Source organism: Petrotoga sp. 9PW.55.5.1 (assembly GCF_003265365.1).
In the GTDB taxonomy this organism is placed as follows: domain Bacteria; phylum Thermotogota; class Thermotogae; order Petrotogales; family Petrotogaceae; genus Petrotoga.
Genome location: NZ_AUPM01000017.1, coordinates 1 through 20,046, shown reverse-complemented (window position 1 = coordinate 20,046; position 20,046 = coordinate 1). Strand labels below are relative to the sequence as shown.

Sequence of the window (20,046 nt, the reverse complement as noted above, 5' to 3'; positions counted from 1 at the left end):
AAGGAAGTCCAAAGTAAGAAGGGCATACGGTGGATGCCTAGCCAGCTAGAAGCGAAGAAGGACGTGGTAAGCTACGAAAAGCTGCGGGGAGCTGCAAACGAGCGAAGATCCGCAGGTATCCGAATGGGGCAACCTGCCGAAAGGCATCCTGGAAACAGGAGGCGAAGCTGGGGAAGGGAAACATCTCAGTACCCAGAGTAAAAGAAATCAAAAAGAGATACCCCGAGTAGCGGCGAGCGAAAAGGGAGAAGCCCAAACAGTTGTGATGTAAAAGCGGGCAGGCGTTGTCACGACTGGGTTGAGGGATAAAGCTACCCGAACTGCCAGATAGGGGGTAAAGTATATAAGCTAAGGCGAAAAGTCTGGGAAGGCTTACCGAAGAAGGTGAAAGTCCTGTAGCCGTAAAGTTATATACTTTACTGCTTTAATCCCGAGTAGCGTAGGACACGAGGAATCCTGCGTGAAGCTGGGTGGACCTCCATCCAAGGCTAAACAAACTAGCTGAGCGATAGTGGAAAGTACCGTGAGGGAAAGGTGAAAAGGACCCCGGGAGGGGAGTGAAAAAGAACCTGAAACCGTATGCCTACAGGAAGCGGGAGCGAAAGTGACCGCGTGCCTTTTGATTAATGAGCCTGCGAGTTATAGTATAAGGCGAGGTTAAGCCGGAAAAGGCGAAGCCGAAGGGAAACCGAGTATTAAAAGTGCGCGAAAAGTCTTATACTATAGGCCCGAAGCCAGGTGAGCTACCCATGTGCAGGATGAAGCTTGGGTAAAACCAAGTGGAGGTCCGAACCGGTGGATAGTGAAAAATTCTCGGATGACATGTGGGTAGGAGTGAAAAGCTAACCGAACCTGGGGATAGCTGGTTCTCCCCGAAACGTGTGTAGGCACGGCCTCTGTGGATAAGTTATGGAGGTAGAGCACTGAATGGCGTAGGGGGGTAAACCTCTGAAACCAATCAAACTCCGAATGCCATAACTAAGAAGCAGGGAGAAAGACTATGGGGAAAAAGCTTCATGGTCGAAAGGGAAAGAGCCCAGACCGACAGCTAAGGTTCCGAAGAGACGACTAAGTGTGAAAGGAAGTGGACCTCTTGAGACAGCCGGGAGGTTGGCTTAGAAGCAGCCATCCTTAAAAGAGTGCGTAACAGCTCACCGGTAGAAGGGGACTGCGCCGAAAATGTAACGGAGCTAAAGTCGTACACCGAAGCTACGGTATAGCCGTAAAGGCTATAGGTAGGGGAGCGATGTGCGTTAGGGAGAAGGCTAACTGAAAAGTTAGCTGGACGAAGCACAAGAGAGAATGCAGGCATGAGTAACGAAATGGGAGTGAGAATCTCCCACCCCGGAAGTCTAAGGGTACCTGGGGAAGGGTCGTCCGCCCAGGGTAAGTCGGTACCTAAGGTAAACCTGAAAAGGGTAGCCGATGGGAAACGGGTAAAGAATCCCGTACCGGAGTAAGAGGAGCTACAAGGGGGGACACAGGAGGCGAAGCTACCGAGACGAAGTTGAAAAGTCTTCCAAGCGACGATGCCGAAGAAGCTGGTAGGGAAAACCGCCGGTGGAGGAGGAGTCGTGATGGGGAGGCCGCAAGGCCGACGGTAGACAGTCACACTGTCAAGAAAAGCCTCGTGTAGTGAAGAAACTTACTCTGACCGTTCTGGAAACCGACACAGGTAGACGAGCTTAGAAGGCAAAGGGGAGCGGAATAACCTTCGTTAAGGAACTAGGCAAAATAGCCCCGTAACTTCGGGAGAAGGGGTGGACTGGAAGCGAGGCGACTCGTGGACAGAGCCGCAGTGACAAGTCCCTGGCGACTGTTTACCAAAAACACAGGTCTCTGCGAACACGTAAAGTGGAAGTATAGGGACTGACGCCTGCCCAGTGCCGGAAGGTTAAGGGGAGTGGTGGAAGCTACGAACTGAAGCCCCGGTAAACGGCGGCCGTAACTATAACGGTCCTAAGGTAGCGAAATTCCTTGTCGGGTAAGTTCCGACCTGCATGAAAGGCGTAACGACTAGGGAGCTGTCTTAACGAAGGATCCGGTGAAATTACAGACTCGGTGAAGATGCCGAGGACCCGCAGCTAGACGGAAAGACCCCGTGGAGTTTTACTGTAACCTGACATTGTAACTTATCGTTGGATGTACAGGATAGGCGGGAGGCGAAGAAACCTGATCGCCAGGTCAGGTAGAGCCGATGGTGGGATACCGCCCTTTCAACGATGGGTTACTAACAGTGGAGTGTGGAGAGCGCTAGCTGGACAGTGTTAGGCGGGCAGTTTAACTGGGGCGGTTGCCTCCCAAAGAGTAACGGAGGTGTTCGAAGGTAGGCTCAAGTGGGTTGGGAATCCACTGAAGAGTGCAAAGGCAAAAGCCTGCTTAACTGAGAGACTGACGAGTCGAACAGGAGGGAAACCTGGACTTAGTGACCCGGCGGTTCTGAGAGGAAGGGCCGTCGATCAACGGATAAAAGTTACCCCGGGGATAACAGACTAATCACGCCCGAGAGTTCACATCGACGGCGTGGATTGGCACCTCGATGTCGGCTCATCGCAACCTGGGGCTGAAGTCGGTCCCAAGGGTTGGGCTGTTCGCCCATTAAAGCGGTACGTGAGCTGGGTTCAGAACGTCGTAAGACAGTTCGGTCCCTATCTGCTGCGGGAGTAGGAAGCTTGAAGGGGGTTACTTCTAGTACGAGAGGACCGAAGTGAGTATGTCCCTGGTGAATCAGCTGTTATGCAAGTAGCAGGAGCTGAGTAGCCACACATATAACCGATAACCGCTGAAAGCATCTAAGCGGGAAACGGGCCCTAATACGAGGCTTCCCACTCTAAGGAGGTAAGGGCAGTCTGAGAAGAAGACGTAGATAGGCCGCAGGTGTAAGTACTGAGAAGTATTGAGCCGAGCGGTACTAATAGCCCGAGGCTTTGGACATTCAAAAACCCTATGCACTAGTGAGTGAGTAATAGGGGGTGAAGAAAACGATACGGGAAACACCCAGACCCATACCGAACCTGACGGTTAAGCCGTATCGTGCCGATGGTAGTACGATTCTTTCGTGCAAGAGTAGGTATCGCCCCCTTTCTAATTTTTTTCTCTGCCCATGTCCCGCCCTTAAATAAAAGCACCGCGTTTTAAAAACGCGGTGTTTTTTTAATTTTCTACTTTTTTAGTGAACTGAACAAGGTTAGTACGATCAAGTATTACCATAATTGAAGGTATAAGAACAAGCTGTAAAATAATTCCTGGGATTGCGTTTAAAAAAGCTCCAGCTATGAACATTTGCCATGTAAAAACATTTCCTCTTATTCCTAAAAGAAAAATCATAACAAGTCCCCAAATAATTCTTCCAGATATCATGGCTCCAATCATAGAACGGTAAATGGAAGCGATAGATTTCTTAATGGATTTATGGTATAAAAAACCAATTACTGCACCGTAAGTTGCAAGTTCAAATGCCATGGCAATAGCGATTGGAAACATCGGAGGCATTCCAAAAATAATTGAACGAAGAGGCGGAAGTAAAAAACCTATAAATAACCCATATTGCCAACCACAAATCAGACCACATAAAAGAACAGGAATATGCATAGGAAGTAACATACTTCCTATTTGTTGGATTTGACCAGTTAAAAATGGCAAAATGAGTCCTAAAGCGATGAACATTGCTGATAAATTAAAGTTTTTAAGGTCTTTTCTTTTCATTTTTTAGCCACCTTTTCTGATTTTTAGTAGGTATTAGTGCGTAATGGTCGTTTAATTTAAGATTTAAACTGTTTTAATTATATTAATAAACTTTAGAATTATCTCTATGTCGAATATAAAAATTGCCGTTCTTAGATACGGCAATTTTTAGTTATAGTAAAAATTTTTACTTTAATGAGTTAGCGAATGAATATCTATCTTCCATCCTGTGATTTTTGCTGCAAGTCTTGCTGATTGTCCTCCTTTTCCAACAGCTAACGATAATTGATCTTCTGGAACATATACAAAAGCAGTTCTTTCTTGCTCATTTAGTATTATGTTTTTTACTTCGGTTGGAGCAAGAGCATTTTTTATAAAAATTTTAGGATCTTCAGAGTATTCAATAATATCAACTTTTTCATTTTTTAGTTCTTTTATTAATTCGGAGATTCTAGATCCTTTTTCACCTATACATGCTCCGACGGGGTCAACAGCAGACATACTGCTAACAACTGCAACTTTTGTCCTTATTCCAGGTTCTCTACTTATTTTTACAATTTTAATAATTCCTTCTTCTATTTCAGGTACTATAGAGTATAGCAATTCTTTAACAAATTCAGGAGCAGTTCTTGAAACCATTATTTTTGGCCCCTTAGAAGTTTGTTGTATATTTTTTATATATACTTTTATCAATTCTCCAGTTTTAAAATTTTCACCAGGGATGGTTTCTTTTATAGGTAATTTTGTTTCTAATTTTCCGATTCTTATATCTATATGGTCTTCGCTTAATTGAACTACCTCTGCAGTAGATACCTTATTTTTCAGGGCACTGTATTTTTCATATAGATTTTTCTTTTCAAGTTCTTTTAGATTTTGAAGAATAACTTGTTTGGCAGTTTGAGCAGCTACCCTTCTAAAATCTTTTTTAAGGTTTATCTTTTTTTTGATCGTATCTCCTATTTTTATCTTTGGTTCAATCTTTTGTGCATCTTCAAGAGATATTTCTTCTTTTGGATTTTCTACCTCATCAACAACTCTCCATATTTGATACACATTTAATTTTGTTAAATTTTTATCGATTTCAATTTCAACGTTTTTCGTACCGTAATTTTTTTTGTAAGCACTTTTTATTGATTTTGCTATGATATCTACTAACGAGTCTCTACTGATGCCTTTATCTTTTTCTAAGGCATCTAAAGCTTCTAATAAATTTAAATTCACTTTTGTGCACCTCCTGACTTTTCATTTTTTTGCAATTCAATTTCTAAATTTGCTTTATTTATATCTTTTAAATCTATTGTAAATAAGTTGCCAGTTTCTTTTTCGGTTATTTCGAGACTTTCTTCAGAGACATTACCTATGTATCCTACTAAGACAGTTTTCTTTTTTTCTTTGTTTTTCAGAACAAATTTTGCTAATTTTCCTTTGAATCTAAGGTAGTCATTACTTCCTCTTAACTTTCTATTCAAACCAGGTGAACTGACAACCAATTCGTAACTATTTGGGAAAGGTTGTATTTCATCAAGCCATGGATCAATAGTTTTGGAAAATCTTTCACAATCGTTAATTGAAACGTAATCTGAAGGATTGTCTATTGTTATTTCTAGAATCTTGTTTTTTTGGCTTCCTTTGATTTCAATATCGAATATTTCTAGGTTTAATTGATCAGCTATATTACTTGCCTTTTCCCAAATTAGCTGTTCAACTTCTTTATCAGTTAGCATCGTAGTTCCTCCTTCCATTCAACAAATCCAAAATAGTTTTATAAAAAAGCTCGAGGGCGAAAAGCCCTCGGCAATCATTTTTTTAATTAAATTTCACCAATTATCATTATTATTATAACATAAAAAAAGAAAAAATCAAGTCTTCCGCGTTAGATCATATTAAATGTTCGTGAAAACAATTGGTTAGATCATAATTAGATGTCTTTGAAATGATATCATATCCTTTTGTATGAGCTTTCAAAGATACACCAAGTATCTGAGATATCCTTAAGTACTTTGAAAAGGATGATAAGAAAGTTTCCAAAGATATCTTCAAAGAAAAGGGAAGGAACCGGAGAACGATTTTTCGTTCTCTTTTTATTTTTGTGTGACTAAAGAAACATTTATATATTTTTTAGTTAATTTAAAATTACTATCTGTCTGAAAGAAAGTAAATCATGCGAAATAATTTAAAAAAACTAAATATTTGTATAAGACTTCTTTTATTTGTTTCTCCACGGCTTTTTTCGAACTTGAAAAAAAGTTTTATTTTGATCTATAATTTAATAATAAAAATAGGTTTTTATTATTAAAAAACTAAAATGTGGGAGGACAAATGTGGAATCAAAAAACGTATTGGAAGTTTTTAAAACTGTTCAAAATAAACCATTGATCTCAAGAACAGAAATAGCAAAAATAACTCATTTAAGTCAATCTACAGTCGGTAGATGCATTCAAAGGCTTTTGGGAAAAAACTTTCTTATTGAAAAAACGAATGGAAAAAGTACAGGTGGAAGACCTCCTGTTTTTTTAGATATAAACAAAAAAAATTCATTCTCTGTCGGCATAGAAATAGGGGAATCACATATTGATGTAGTACTCTTAAATTTAGTATACGAAATTATAGAGAGTAAAAGTAAAAAAATAGATAATAATATAACAGTAGAATCTTTAACTAGCATTATCCAAGAAATGTATGACAAAATTTTATATGAAAGTCACATTTCAAAAGAGTACATCATAAGCGTAGGTTTGGGAGTGCCAGGTATAGTTAGTGCAGATCAAAAAAAACTGTTGTTGTCTCCAAATTTAAAATGGGGAAATATTTCTTTAGGAGAAATTTTAGAAGATAAATTACAAAAACCTGTATTTTTAGATAATGGAGCTAATTTAATGACGTTTGCCGAGTATCATTTTAATAAGCTTCCATTAGATTCTATGGTTTTAGGCATAATAGTGGGAAAGGGTATCGGAACTGGTTTGATTACAAAAAAAGAAATTTTTAGAGGTGTAAATGGGGCGGCTTTGGAAGCAGGCCATTCAGTTATTAAGTTAGATGGTCCACTTTGTAGTTGTGGAAGAAAAGGATGCGTTGAAGCTTTGGCTTCTTTACCGCAAATGATACGTTGTTATAATTCAAAAACAAATAAAAAAGTCAAAAATATTGATGAATTTCACCAATTAGTTGAACAAAATGATAAGTTAGCTCTTTCAATATTAGATGAAGAAGCATATTATCTTGCAATTTTATCTGCTAATTTGGCTAATATAATAAATCCTTCACATATTATAATTGGCGGAGAAATTTCTCCTATTTTGCCTTACTCGATAGAAAAAATGAAAAATCTATTCAACTCTCAAGTTTTATCTACAAACAAATGTGAATTAATTAGTTCGAATTTGAATGAAAAAAGTATAGCTTTTGGAGCTGCTATAATGGCGATTGAAAAAGAGATAGAAGAATATCTATAAATTTTATTTTATATGGATTTGGTAGGTAACAAAAGATTTTTAAACACTTTATAAATGAAACGTTTCTAAAAATAGAATTTTGAATTAAATAGTTCCAGGTCTTATTTTGTAATTTCTAAAGTGAGTAAAAAAATTTTTTATTAAGGAGGAGAGGCAAATGAGAACAAAACTCAGAACAGTTCTTATCGTATTGATTGTTTTAAGTGTTTTTAACACTTTCAGTTTTGGAGCAGGGAAAAATGATATCAGTGGTAGTATTGTATATGCAGTAAGAAGTTGGGATTTTGAAACAGAGCAAGCATTTGTTAAAGAATTCAACAAAGAATATCCTAATATTGAAGTACAAATCGTTATTTTTGATGGTGATTTAAACGAATATCTAAGTGCACAAGCTTCTGCTCGGACTTTACCCGATGTTGTTTATGGATGGGAAAATTTGACTTACCCAATTTCTCAAGGGTGGATATATCCGTTAGATGAATTTTTGGAAAAAGATGAGGAGTTTAAATATGTTGATCCAAAATTAATGGAAAGGTATAAATTCAATGGAAAAACTTATGCACTTCCATCTAATTTACAGTTCAGTGCAGTTATGGTTAATTTGGATTTAATAGAACAACTAAACATGGATCCACCTTCATACGAATGGACGATTGATGAGTTTAGAGAATATCTCATTAATGCAACAACAAACTTATATTCTGGGATAAACCATTTGTGGGGATTTGACGAAGTTATGACAGGTATGTTTAGTAAAAATTTACATCAACTGGCTTATGACCCAATAGATCGAAAATTTAGCTTTACTGAAGGAAGCTGGGTTAGAGCGATTAACTTTCAAAAGAATCTTAAATCTGTTCCTGGATTAGTATCAGATGATCTAAAGAATGATGCAATTCGGAATGCAGGAGGCCTCGATGATTACCAAAAAAAATTTGGAAAAGATGCTGATGCTTTAAGAGAAGGAAAGGTATTGATGGGCTTTCATGGAACTTGGGATTTAAGTTGGATAAGAACTATGAATTATATGTTTGATATGTACCCATTACCACAAGATCCCAATGTAGGATATAGAGAAGCTCTTCACGCTGATCACGCATTTATGATCTCTACTACAAAATACCCTGAAGCAGCTTTTGAATTTCTAAAATGGAGATCTTATGGGAAGGATGGAGTTTTAACGAGACTAAATATTTTAAAGAATAAAACAGATGCGGCAGGGAATTTTACACCTGATTTTATTATACCATCTACAAGCGAACCAGAAGTTGTTGCCATGTTTAAATCCTTAGATTTTGTTCCTGATGGTGTTAAATATATGTATGATAATGTTGATAAAGCTTTTTGGGCAGATTTTTATAAGATTGTGCCCGACTGGAGCAGAGCTTTGAACGAGGTAATAATTCCAAGAAGCGAAGAGATTAGGCAAGGAAAAGTAGAAGCAGCTGCAATAGCAGCAGAATTGGAAGCAAGGGCTAATGAAATAATTCAAAATGCTTGGAAAACTTTTGATTCTCAACTAATAGAAGTCCAAAAGAATTTTAAACCATCTAAATAAAAATGAATATATAATGGAAAAACATTTTTTTAAAGTACTTTAGGCAATTTGCCTAAAGTACTTTCTTAAAAACATATTTTTAAAGTGTATTTTGATATGTTGTGTAGAAAATGTTTTTGGAGGTTAAAAATGTTTTTCAAACAATCAAAATTAGTGAAACGAATAATTTTTTTTCTATTTTTTTTGTTTATGACAGATATGTTAAAAGCAAATTTTGAATCTTGGTTGACTTATAACGAGGGAAGCGTAGTTGAAACTTTTACTTTCGAAAATTCGTTGAGTGAAAAGAAAAACGAGAGTGGTATTTTTTTAAATGTTGAAGAAACTTTGGAATTTAAATTTAACGTTCCAGAAGATGGCTTATATACCATGATTTTAGAATATAAGATAAATTCTGATCAAGTTTTACCAACACTTATTTCTATTTCATGGGAGAATAAAGAACTGACTTCATACCTTCCAGCACTTTGGGCTGATGAATCCAAAGAATATCCGCACGATAGATATGGAAATGAGATTGTTCCAAGACAAATTAAGATAGATAATTTTCATAAAGAATATATAAAAGATTATTCTAGTTTATCTTCTTTACCTTATGTTTTTGAATTAAAAAAAGGAGAGAATTCTTTTAAAGTTAAAAATATTTCTCAACCTATAACTATAAAAAGTTTTACTTTGTTTAAGTATGAACCTTTACAAAGTTATGATCAGTATTTTTTAGATACACCAAAAGTTCAAATTGAAGATACAAATGTTTATATAGAGATAGAAGCAGAAGATTATAACGTGAAAACTGATTCATTTGTTAGACCGGGTAATCAGCAGGACCCTTCTATTCATCCTTACGAAACGCATATAAGAAAGTTAAATATTATAGATGGAGCTTCCTGGAATAAAGTGGGACAGAGGATAACTTGGACTTTTGAAGTAGAAAATCCGGGTATGCATTATATAGTTTTTAGATATTCTCAATCTATAAATGCAGGAATTTCAACTTTTAGGAATATTTATATTGATGAAAAAATCCCTTTCTATGAAGCAGCGAGTTATAAGTTCCCATATACGGGGAATAAATATCAAAATATTCTTTTTAAGGATGAAACAACTAATGAACCATTCGGAATATGGTTAGATAAGGGAGTTCATACTATATCTTTAGAAGTGGATGCAACACCTTTAAATAATATAGTTTTCGAACTAAAAAGAATTATGGATGATATAAATCAAACTGGTTTGGAGATAAGAAAAATAACCGGAGGTGTAGTAGATAGAAACAGAAAATGGGATATGGAATTATATTTTCCCGGGATTGTTCAAAAATTTGAAAATTGGGCTAATCAAATTGATAATATTTATAATGACCTTGAAATTCTATATAATCAAAAACCAGCGTCTTTGGTTAACTTAAAAATTGCGTCTGATAATATCAGAGATTTATTAAAAGATCCGAGCAAAATACCTACTCAATTGAGTAAATTAAATGAAGGTTTTTCTTCAGCTTCTAACTTAATATCGGAAACTATAGATATACTTTCTGTACAGTCGTTGACTCTTGATAGGATATATATATTAAGTTCTCCATATTTACCTGAAAATGATGTAGGCCTTTTTAAAAGGTTTATTGAAGGTATTAAAAGATTTATTTATTCTTTTTTCCCTCGAAACAAGGAATATATGGCTGTTAATGATAAGAAATCCGATGAACTTTTAGTTTGGGTAAATAGACCAATTCAATATGTTGAAATGTTGCAACAAATGACAGATTCGGACTTTACTCAGAAAACCGGTATAAACATTAGATTTTCGGTTATGCCAAATGAGCAGAGATTAATTTTGGCAAATGCCGCAAATGTAAACCCGGATATAGCTTTAGGAATAAGTAATTATATTCCGTACGATTTGGCTATTAGAGGTGCGGTACAAGACTTAACTGAATTTGAAGACTTTTGGGAATATATTAGTAAAGAATACAATTTGGAAACATTGATTCCTTATTTTGTAGAAGGTAAGGTTTATGGAGTTACAGAAACGCAGGATTTTTATGTATTGTTCTATAGAAATGACATTCTTGAAAGCTTAAATTTAGAAATACCTCAAACTTGGGAAGATGTTCAGCTTACAATGTCGACGCTGTATAGAAATTCTATGAATTTTTATTTACCGATGGCAGGATGGACAGGGCTAAAACCTTTTTATACAACAGCGCCTTTCATTTTTCAAAGCGAAGGAAGATTATATACAGAGGATGGTTTAAAAACAGCTATAAATGAAGAAAATTCCATTAAGGGTTTTGAAATAATGACAAAGGTTTTTACAATTTACAGCATCTCTCAAAGTGTACCAAATTTTTATAATGAATTTAGATACGGTAGGATACCTTTAGGGGTTTCAAATTTTACAACATATGTTATGTTAATGACCGCAGCTCCTGAAATAGCTGGACAATGGGGAATTGCCTTATCACCTGGGATAAAAAACGAAAAGGGAGAAATTTTAAGATATCAAGTTGGAAGCGATAGAGCAGATGTTATATTTGCTAATAGTACCAAAAAACAAGAAGCGTGGGAATTTTTAAAATGGTGGCTTTCCAAAGATACTCAGGTGGAGTATGCTTATAGGATGCAAACTAGGTATGGACCGGAATATATGTGGAATACTGCGAATATGGTAGCTTTTGAAGAATTAGCTTTTCCTGAGGAGCACAAGAAAATTATATTAGAACAATGGGAATGGATAAAAGAAATACCACGTCATCCAGCTGGTTATATGGTGGAAAGAGAAATAAGTAATGCTTGGACTGATGTTGTAATGAATGGAGAAGAAATAAGAATAGCAATTGATAAAGCAGCAATTACTGCGAATAGAGAAATATTACGTAAGATGGAAGAATTTGGTTATATCAAAAATGGAGAGGTGGTAAGAAATTATAAAATTCCAACTATAGAAGATATTATAGATGAGGTGGAAAGAAATAGATGAAAATAAAGCAAAGGTTTATTCATAAATATTCACATTGGGTTTTATTGTCTCCTTATATAATTCTTTTCTGCCTTTTTATATTGATACCAGTTGTCGGAGCGATAATTTTATCTTTTAGCTATTTTAACGCTGTACAGCCTCCCGAATTTATTGGCTTAAATAATTACATTTCGTTATTAACACAAGATACGGTGTTTATGCAAAAAGTCTTACCTAATACTATTAAATATGCTTTAATTGTAGGTCCAGGCGGATATATTCTTTCATTTATTTTCGCATGGATGTTAGCGCAAATTCCAAAATTACCTCGAACTATTATAGCCATTCTTATTTATCTTCCATCTATGACAACTGGTGTAATGATGAGTGTTATCTGGAGCATAATTTTTAGTGGCAATCAACTTGGATATTTAAATAGTTTTTTAATTGGAATTGGGTTAATAACCGAACCGATCCAATGGCTACAGTCTCCCCAGTATTTAATGACCATAGTAATAATTGTTTCGCTTTGGAGTAGTATGGGTGTGGGGTTTTTAGCTATGTTAGCAGGAGTTTTAAATGTTAATCAAGAATTGTACGATGCAGCGTATATTGACGGAGTTAGTAACAGATTTCAAGAGATTATTTATGTAACTATTCCTTCAATGCGACCGCAGATGTTATTTGGAGCGGTTATGGCTATAGTTAACACATTTACAACTAGTGGGTTAGGAGTAGCATTATCAGGTTCTAATCCCACACCTCAATATGCAGCTCAATTGATAGTTAATCATATAGAGGATTATGGGTTTATTAGATACGAAATGGGATATGCCGCAGCTGCCTCGGTAGTTTTGTTGATTATTGTTTGGATAGCTTCTCGTGTTTCATGGAACCTATTTGGAGAAAAGGAGTGATGGTAAATCCATGGCAAATTTACGAGCTACACATATAAATCCTGATAAATTTGATAAAAGTCAGATTAAATTTTTTGCTATTTTAATACCTGTTGCAGTTTTTATGGTTTTGCCAATACTTTTTATTGTTTTTCATGCTTTTAAGCCTATTGATGAACTATTTGCTTTTCCTCCTCGTTTTTTTACTAGTCGACCAACATTGGATAATTTTAAAAGATTGTTTTCTGCAACTACAACATCTAATGTTCCTGTTTCAAGATATATTTTCAATAGTTTATTATCAACTTTGTTCAGTGTTTTATTTACTTTATGGATTACCGCTTCAGCAGGATATGTTCTTTCAAAGAAAAGATTTAAAGGTAAAAATATGTTATTTAATATAAATACTTTAGCTTTAATGTTTGTTCCCGTAGCTGTTAGCATTCCTCGTTTTTTAGTAATTGTGAAGCTTGGCCTTATAGATAATTTTTTAGCACATATTTTGCCTATTTTAGCTATGCCAGTTGGTTTATTCCTTGTTAAACAATTTATTGATCAAGTTCCTGATTCACTAATTGAAGCGGCAAAGATAGATGGAGCAAGCGATTATTACATTTTGGTTAAAATAATAATCCCACTTATTAAACCTGCTTTATCAACTGTAGCAATATTAGCTTTTCAAACTTCTTGGAATAATTTAGAAGCTTCATCTATGTTTATAAATGATGAAACTTTAAAAACATTTGCTTTCTATATGAATACACTGGCATCTACTACTGGTAACACTGTTGCAGGTCAAGGAATGGCAGCTGCTGCGTCTCTAATTATGTTTCTTCCTAATTTGATTCTCTTTATTATTCTTCAATCAAGAGTTATGAACACAATGATGTATTCTGGATTAAAGTAATTTTTCAATTTCTGGAGGATTTTGTATGAAAATTAAAAATATTTTTCATATTAATCTATTAAAAATAATGCTGGTTTTATTATGTTTGTTTTTCCCTTATATTCTTTTTGCTGAGATAAGCAATGAGAATGCAACCGCTTATACGTATACTTTATCAGAAGATGGAACGTGGATTAGAACTCAGGATGCATATCTTGTAGGTGATATACTTTTTAAACATATTAATTTAAAATCACCTGAAGATATGTTTATAAAAAATGAGAAGATCTATATAGCCGAAAGTGGTAACAGTCAAATAGTAATAGTAGATCTTGAAAATATTAATAACATCTCCTATATTGGGAAAAATTTTTTGAGTTTACCTACAGGAGTTTTTGTGGATGATAAAGGAAGAATACTTGTAGCGGATTATGGTTTAAAAGAAGTATTGATGTTTTCGGAAGAAGGAGAACTTATAAAAAGGTATAAACGTCCAGAATCTATAATTTTTGGTGAAAAAGCTAATTATAATCCTAAAAAAGTTGTTAGTGATAAGATGGGAAATATATATATCGTTAGTGAGGGTTCTTACGATGGGATAATTCAAATTTCCGAAGATGGCGAATTTTTAGGTTATTTTGGTACCAATAAAACAGAAATTTCATTTGAACAAGTGTTATTAAATATTTTGTTTACAGAAGAACAGCAAGCGCAACTTTTCAATATTATACCTAAAACTTTTTACAATATTACCATAGACGATGAAGGACTAATATATACAATTACACAAGGAGTAACTCAAAATGCTATAAAGAAACATAATATTTCTGGTAATAATATTCTAAAACAAGCTAATAATATGGTTAGTGAGCCGAATTTTGTTGATATTACTATTGGAAATTATAATCAAATATATGCTCTAACTGATACTGGTTTGATATATGAGTATGATTCTGAAGGGAATTTAATATATTCTTTTGGTGGTAGAGCAATCAGTGCGGAACGTAATGGGTTTTTAACCGTTCCTGTGTCTATTGCAGTAGATGGGAACGATAATGTTTATGTTTTAGATAAAGAAAGAGGAATTGTTCACATGTTTTACCCTACTGTTTTAACCAATATGACCCATCAAGCTCTTATGTTCTATAAAAAAGGACAATATTTGGAAAGTATGGATTATTGGAAAGAAATTTTGAAGCTTACTGGTAGATCAAGAATGGCTCATAATGGTTTGGGTAAAGCTTATTTTCAAAGTCAGAATTATGAAAAAGCTGCAGAACATTTCAAAATAGCTAACAATAGAATAGATTATTCAGAAGCTTTTTGGGAAATAAGAAATAATTGGTTAAACAATAATATAGGGTTCATTTTAATTGTTTTGGTTTTAATAGGGCTAACTTGGCAATTTATCAAGATAATTAATAAAAAGCATAATTTTTTAAATAATATCAAATATTTTTTTAATACTTTTAGAAAAATAAATGTTTTATCAGATATCTTATATATGGGAAATTTTATTCGTCACCCTATTGATAGTTCTTATGATATTAAACACAAAAAAAAAGTATCTATTATGTCGGCAACAGTTGTTTACGTGTTAGCTTTTATTGCTTTTGTATTTAATTATTTATTTAAAGGTTTTATTTTCAGCACTCAAAATTTCAGGGATGTTTCCTATGTCTATGTGGTTATGATATTCTTTTTACCAGTAGGATTATGGATAATTTCCAATTATTTGGTTAGTACCTTAAGTGATGGTGAGGGGAAATTTAGAGACGTTTATTGTACAACAGCATATTCTTTATCACCACTCGTTTTATTTATGCCTGTTGTTACATTACTGTCGTATATCCTTACTTTAAATGAAGGCTTTATAATACAGTTCGCAAATATAGGAATATGGTGCTGGCTTGGGATTTTAATTTTTCTATCTTTAAAAGAAATACACAATTATTCATTAAGTAAGGTTATTGGAAATATCTTTCTTACATTATTTTTGATGTTTGTAATTATAATAGCTTATTTTATTGTTTATATGTTAGGAAACGAGACATTCAACTTCTTTTACATAATAGTCAAAGAGGCGGTGTATCGAATTGAATAGAAAATTATTGATTTTAATGGAAATGTTTTTTTTGTGTATTTTATCTGGATTAATATTTCCTCAAATTTCTGATAAATTAGAATTTCAAGATGATACTGTTTTAGAAAAAAATGAAATCTCGAATATCGGCTCAAATAGATATACCAAGCCCGAAAATTCAGTTCATTTTGTTACTAATAAGTTAGACTTGAACGGTTATGAAAAGATTTTAGAGGATGATTATGTTGAAATATACTATAAAGATAAAAATGCATCTATAAGAATAGTTAATAAAAATAATAATTATATTTGGGGGGGATTGCCCTCAGAAAAACCTTCTGATATGAATACTACTTGGTCGGGAATAGGAAATTCTTTGGTTAGCATAGATTATTTTGATAAAGCAGGGATAGAAAGGAAAACAAGTATCGCGGCTAATGACGTTGTGAGGGATTATAGAATTTTGGAAGATAAAGTGTTGTTTTCAATAATATTTGAAAGGCTTAAAATAAGTTTTGATTTTAGTATGAAATTAGAAAAGGGAACTCTAATATTTAACTTAGATTCTGAAAGTATCCGTGAAGAAGGAGACTATATGTTAGCAGCAATATATTTTTTTCCTTTTTTAGGAACTGTAAGAGGTGATGAAATTGAAGGATATATGTTTATACCCGATGGGCCTGGAGCATTAATAAGGTTTGATGAGCCGTTTAAATATTTGTCCCCTTTTGAAAAAAGGATATACGGTAAAGATTATGCTATAGATCACTTGTATGAAGTGAATGACCTTAGAGTAAGTAGACCAAATGATTTCGCAACTGAAGAGAAAACTGTTTTAATGCCTATTTTTGGGATGGTACACGGTCCCAAACAAAATGCTTTTTTTGCTCAAGTTACTCAAGGGGAAGAATACGCTTCTATATTGGCGACTCCAGCAGGAATCTTGACTAATTATAATTGGGTTAGTGCTAAATTTATTTATAGACAAAAATATTTGCAACCAACTTCGAGAAGTGGGGGTGGGGTTCAAGTTGTACAGCCAAATAAAAATGAATTTATGGCAGAAATTAGATATTATTTTCTAAGTGATGAAGACGCAGATTATGTAGGAATGGCGAAATTATATAGAAATATACTTGAAGTAGAAGGAATATTAAATAGTAGCGAGAGAATTGATTCTCAAATCCCTTTGCATATAAGTATTTTAGGAAGTGATTTAGAAAAAGGGTTTATTTCTAATAATGTTAAAAGAATAACTTCTGCCAAACAAATGGAAGATATTTTGCAAGATCTTTGTAGTTATGGTATATATAATCTTACGCTTGTTTTAAAAGGATGGCAAAAAGGTGGAATAAATGGTTCAAAAATTTCCGAGTTTAATTTTGAAAAGTTATTGGGAGATAAAGAGGAAATTTTAGCGATTTCTGATTTAGTAGAAAAAAATGGAGGAAGATTTTATTTTTATGAAAATCCAGTTTCTGCTACTGAATTTCAGATTGATTTTCGTCAGGATGGAGCCCACTCTCTTTCTCAAGATTTGATAAAACTTCAGAGAGATAACGAATATATATGGATAAAGGATAGATATTTAGTGAGAATTGATAAGGTAGTTGAATATTTAGAAAAAAAAGCAACACTTTATATAGTTAATAATATGAAAAATATGGCCATAGATGAATTAGGATCAAAACTTTATGCAGAGAATCAGCGAAGAAGTATAGTTACAAGGTCAGAAGCAAAAAAAATGATTGATAATTCAATGCCTAATATATTAAAAGATTTGGAAAATCTCGCAATTTTTACTCCTAATCAATATTTATGGAAATATAGTTCCGAAATTTTTCATATTCCCATGGTTAATTCTCAGTATATTTACGAAACTGATACAGTACCTTTTATTCAAATAGTTTTAAAAGGTAAGATAGATTACTACGCACCTTATTCAAATATGGGCTTTTATTCTCCGACCGATGTTTTGAAATTAATAGAATATGGTGCTTATCCTTCTTTTATAATTTCTGCAACAAAAAACGATGAATTAAAATACACGCCCGTTGCTGATAATTATTACTCTACAAATTATGAAGATTGGGTAGATATAATTATTGACACTTATAATACAGTCAATGAAGCTTTATCAAAAGTTGAAGGAAAACAAATAATGAATCGAACAGTTTTGGAGGAAGGAATTATCAAAGTTGATTATGAAGGCAATATTTCTATTATTCTCAATTATACAAGTTACGATTATTTTTTTGAAGGACAAGTAGTAAAATCTTTAGATTTTCTTATTTTTTCTTAAATCTCATTTATGATGAAAAAAACGATAATGTAAATTTTAATGGGGACTTTAGAAATGAAGATTTTCCAAAACAATGTTTTGAAATTATAGTGGGTCTGGGGCAGAGCTCCTACTCCCTTGGTACAAGTACCGAATGCACTAAAAAATAGTATTTAATCAAAAATATTAATAAAACTTAGGTTTTAGAATTTCTAAAATGAGTATAACTTTTAATAATAGGAGTGAAAAAGTGTGAAAAAAGATTGGGTAAAAAATAAATTTTTTAATAAATTAAATATTTATCAAAAGTCTGCTATTAGAGGTTATATATTTCTTTTACCTTGGTTAATTGGTTTTGTTATTTTTACTGCTTTTCCATTCTTTTATTCAATTTACTTAAGTTTCAGCAAAGTCACTATAACTCCGAATGGAATTGTTACCCAATGGATAGGTATGAGTAACTATTTGGATATCTTCACGAAAGATGTTGATTTTTTACCAGCTTTAACAGATAGTATTATCTTTGTTGGGCTTTCTACCCCACTTATAATAGTTGCCTCTTTACTTATAGCTTTGATGCTAAATAATAAATTTAAAGGGAGAGCTATATTTAGGGCGATTTATTTTTTACCTGTTATTATTATGAGTGGACCAGTATTAAATGAACTTTTATTTAACAAAGCTATTAATATTATCCAACCTTCACAATTTGCTTTGTATGATTTTTTTGCTACACTTCCTTTTAATTTGGGTTGGCCAATACTCTATCTTTTCGACAGGATAGTTCTCATTCTTTGGTTTTCAGGTGTCCAAATATTGATTTTCTTAGCAGGGATACAAAAAATTGATAAAGCTTTATATGAAGCTGCACAAATAGATGGTGCCTCGTCTTGGGTTATTTTTTGGAAAATAATATTACCAGAAATCAGACCTTTAATATTAGTTAATGCAATATATACGATTGTTGATTTAGCGACATTCCCTTCAAATGCTATTAATATTCAGATTTCAAATAAAATGTTTCAAACTGGAATGGTTTATAGTTATTCCTCTGCTATGTCTTGGGTATATTCCATAATAATATTAGTTATATTGTCTATAGCGTTTTTAATTTTGAGAGAAAGGAAGGATGTTGCATGAAGAAAACTTTTAAAAACATCTTAAATAAAATAGTTATTTATTTGTTATTATTAATAATAGGATTTGCATACTTATATCCATTATTTTTTATGATTTCAACTAGTTTCATGGATATGGATGATTTAGTAAATCCTACAGTCCAGTGGATACCAACAAAATTATATTTAAATAATTTTAAAATTGCTTCAAATGTGTTGAATGTTGGGGATTCTTTAATTAATTCTATAATTATGGCAGGAGTTCCTGCCATTTTACAAACGATTTCAAGTGCTCTCATTGGATATGCCTTTGCGAGATTTGAATTTCCTCTCAAAAAATTGTGGTTAGGATTGTTATTATTTACATTTTTGTTACCTGTTCAAGTAACTCTCATACCAAAGTATATTATGTTTAGTAATTATGGGATGATAAATACACCTTTAACTTCGTTTCTTCCGGCATTGTTTGGACAGGGAATTAGAAGTACTATTTTTATATTGATATTCTATCAATTTTTTAGTTCTTATCCAAAATCTATAGATGAAGCTGCACAAATTGATGGGGCTAATCATTTAACGATATTTTTAAGGATTGCAATTCCAATGTCGGTACCTGCTATAGTAGTTTCAATACTTTTTTCTTTTGTTTGGTATTGGAATGAAACCTACCTTTCAAGTTTATTTTTTGGTAATTCTATTCAAACTTTACCTATGCGTCTTCAATCATTTGTAGATGCATATTCGAGGATGTATCCTGTAAGCGATGCAAGTTTAGCTAATCGGTTAAATGAAGGTATAAGAATGGCTGCAACTCTAATAACGATAGTTCCTTTGATTTTATTGTATTTATTGTTACAAAAACAATTTGTTGAAAGCGTAGATAGAACAGGAATAACCGGTGAATAATATATTTAAAATTTTATAATAGCTAATTGGTAAAAAGTCAAGGGGTAAAAAAGAAAAAGATTGTTAAAAACAGACAAATTAAACAATGCCCATACTCTACAAAAAACATAAAATAGGCATAAAAAGGGAAAAAACAATTGAGTTGTATTCAAATCAATTCAGTAATTCGCATAGATTCGATTTTTGGCCAGCAATCCAAAAATCAGCGAACTAACTTACGA

13 protein-coding genes and 2 rRNA genes are annotated in these 20,046 nt (G+C 33.4%); 11 read left to right on the top strand and 4 right to left on the bottom strand.

The features are described 5' to 3' along the window. Positions 1 to 6: 6 nt before the first annotated feature. Both PW5551_RS02840 and rrf read left to right on the top strand, forming a co-directional pair. A 23S ribosomal RNA gene (locus PW5551_RS02840) occupies positions 7 to 2,935 on the top strand. A gap of 33 nt (positions 2,936 to 2,968) precedes the next feature. Next, a 5S ribosomal RNA gene (rrf, locus tag PW5551_RS02835) occupies positions 2,969 to 3,082 on the top strand. A 71-nt stretch (positions 3,083 to 3,153) separates the two neighbouring features. Here the strand turns inward: rrf and PW5551_RS02830 are convergent. The 4 genes from PW5551_RS02830 to PW5551_RS10445 all read right to left on the bottom strand — a co-directional run bounded on the left by PW5551_RS02830 (position 3,154) and on the right by PW5551_RS10445 (position 5,724). After that, the gene (locus PW5551_RS02830) at positions 3,154 to 3,705 is read right to left on the bottom strand and encodes an ECF transporter S component (protein WP_113074309.1); all 552 of its coding nucleotides are present in this window, start codon (positions 3,703 to 3,705) and stop codon (positions 3,154 to 3,156) included. 171 nt (positions 3,706 to 3,876) lie between these two features. Next, complete coding sequence (nusA, locus tag PW5551_RS02825; RefSeq protein ID WP_113074308.1) at positions 3,877 to 4,905, bottom strand: transcription termination factor NusA; 1,029 nt, start codon at positions 4,903 to 4,905, stop codon at positions 3,877 to 3,879. Then, entirely contained in the window at positions 4,902 to 5,408 is a 507-nt protein-coding gene (rimP, locus tag PW5551_RS02820) for a ribosome maturation factor RimP (RefSeq protein WP_158526123.1), read from the bottom strand. Before rimP ends, nusA begins: the two co-directional genes overlap by 4 nt. Positions 5,409 to 5,562: 154 nt before the next feature. Then, on the bottom strand, positions 5,563 to 5,724 hold the full coding sequence (locus PW5551_RS10445) for a hypothetical protein (protein WP_233488410.1): 162 nt from the start codon (positions 5,722 to 5,724) through the stop codon (positions 5,563 to 5,565). 281 nt (positions 5,725 to 6,005) lie between these two features. Between PW5551_RS10445 and PW5551_RS02815 the strand changes: the two genes are divergently transcribed. From PW5551_RS02815 to PW5551_RS02775, 9 genes are all read left to right on the top strand, one after another. After that, on the top strand, positions 6,006 to 7,139 hold the full coding sequence (locus PW5551_RS02815) for an ROK family protein (protein WP_113074306.1): 1,134 nt from the start codon (positions 6,006 to 6,008) through the stop codon (positions 7,137 to 7,139). A 157-nt stretch (positions 7,140 to 7,296) separates the two neighbouring features. Then, positions 7,297 to 8,697, top strand: coding sequence for an ABC transporter substrate-binding protein (locus PW5551_RS02810; RefSeq protein ID WP_113074305.1), 1,401 nt, complete (start codon positions 7,297 to 7,299; stop codon positions 8,695 to 8,697). Positions 8,698 to 8,826: 129 nt separating this feature from the next. Further along, complete coding sequence (locus tag PW5551_RS02805; RefSeq protein WP_158526122.1) at positions 8,827 to 11,676, top strand: extracellular solute-binding protein; 2,850 nt, start codon at positions 8,827 to 8,829, stop codon at positions 11,674 to 11,676. Further along, entirely contained in the window at positions 11,673 to 12,572 is a 900-nt protein-coding gene (locus PW5551_RS02800; protein WP_113074303.1) for a carbohydrate ABC transporter permease, read from the top strand. The genes PW5551_RS02805 and PW5551_RS02800 overlap by 4 nt, the downstream gene beginning before the upstream one ends. A gap of 10 nt (positions 12,573 to 12,582) precedes the next feature. Then, positions 12,583 to 13,458: a carbohydrate ABC transporter permease gene (locus PW5551_RS02795; RefSeq protein WP_113074302.1), complete on the top strand. Its 876-nt coding sequence runs from the start codon at positions 12,583 to 12,585 to the stop codon at positions 13,456 to 13,458. Between the two features lie 25 nt (positions 13,459 to 13,483). After that, positions 13,484 to 15,541: a YIP1 family protein gene (locus PW5551_RS02790; RefSeq protein WP_113074301.1), complete on the top strand. Its 2,058-nt coding sequence runs from the start codon at positions 13,484 to 13,486 to the stop codon at positions 15,539 to 15,541. Then, a complete protein-coding gene (locus PW5551_RS02785; RefSeq protein ID WP_113074300.1) occupies positions 15,534 to 17,822 on the top strand; it encodes a DUF5696 domain-containing protein in 2,289 nt (762 codons plus the stop codon). Before PW5551_RS02790 ends, PW5551_RS02785 begins: the two co-directional genes overlap by 8 nt. Positions 17,823 to 18,053: 231 nt before the next feature. Continuing rightward, entirely contained in the window at positions 18,054 to 18,941 is an 888-nt protein-coding gene (locus PW5551_RS02780) for a carbohydrate ABC transporter permease (protein WP_113074299.1), read from the top strand. Beyond that, positions 18,938 to 19,825 (top strand): carbohydrate ABC transporter permease, encoded by an 888-nt coding sequence (locus PW5551_RS02775; RefSeq protein WP_113074298.1) that lies wholly within the window; start codon positions 18,938 to 18,940, stop codon positions 19,823 to 19,825. The genes PW5551_RS02780 and PW5551_RS02775 overlap by 4 nt, the downstream gene beginning before the upstream one ends. The last annotated feature ends 221 nt before the right edge of the window (positions 19,826 to 20,046 follow it).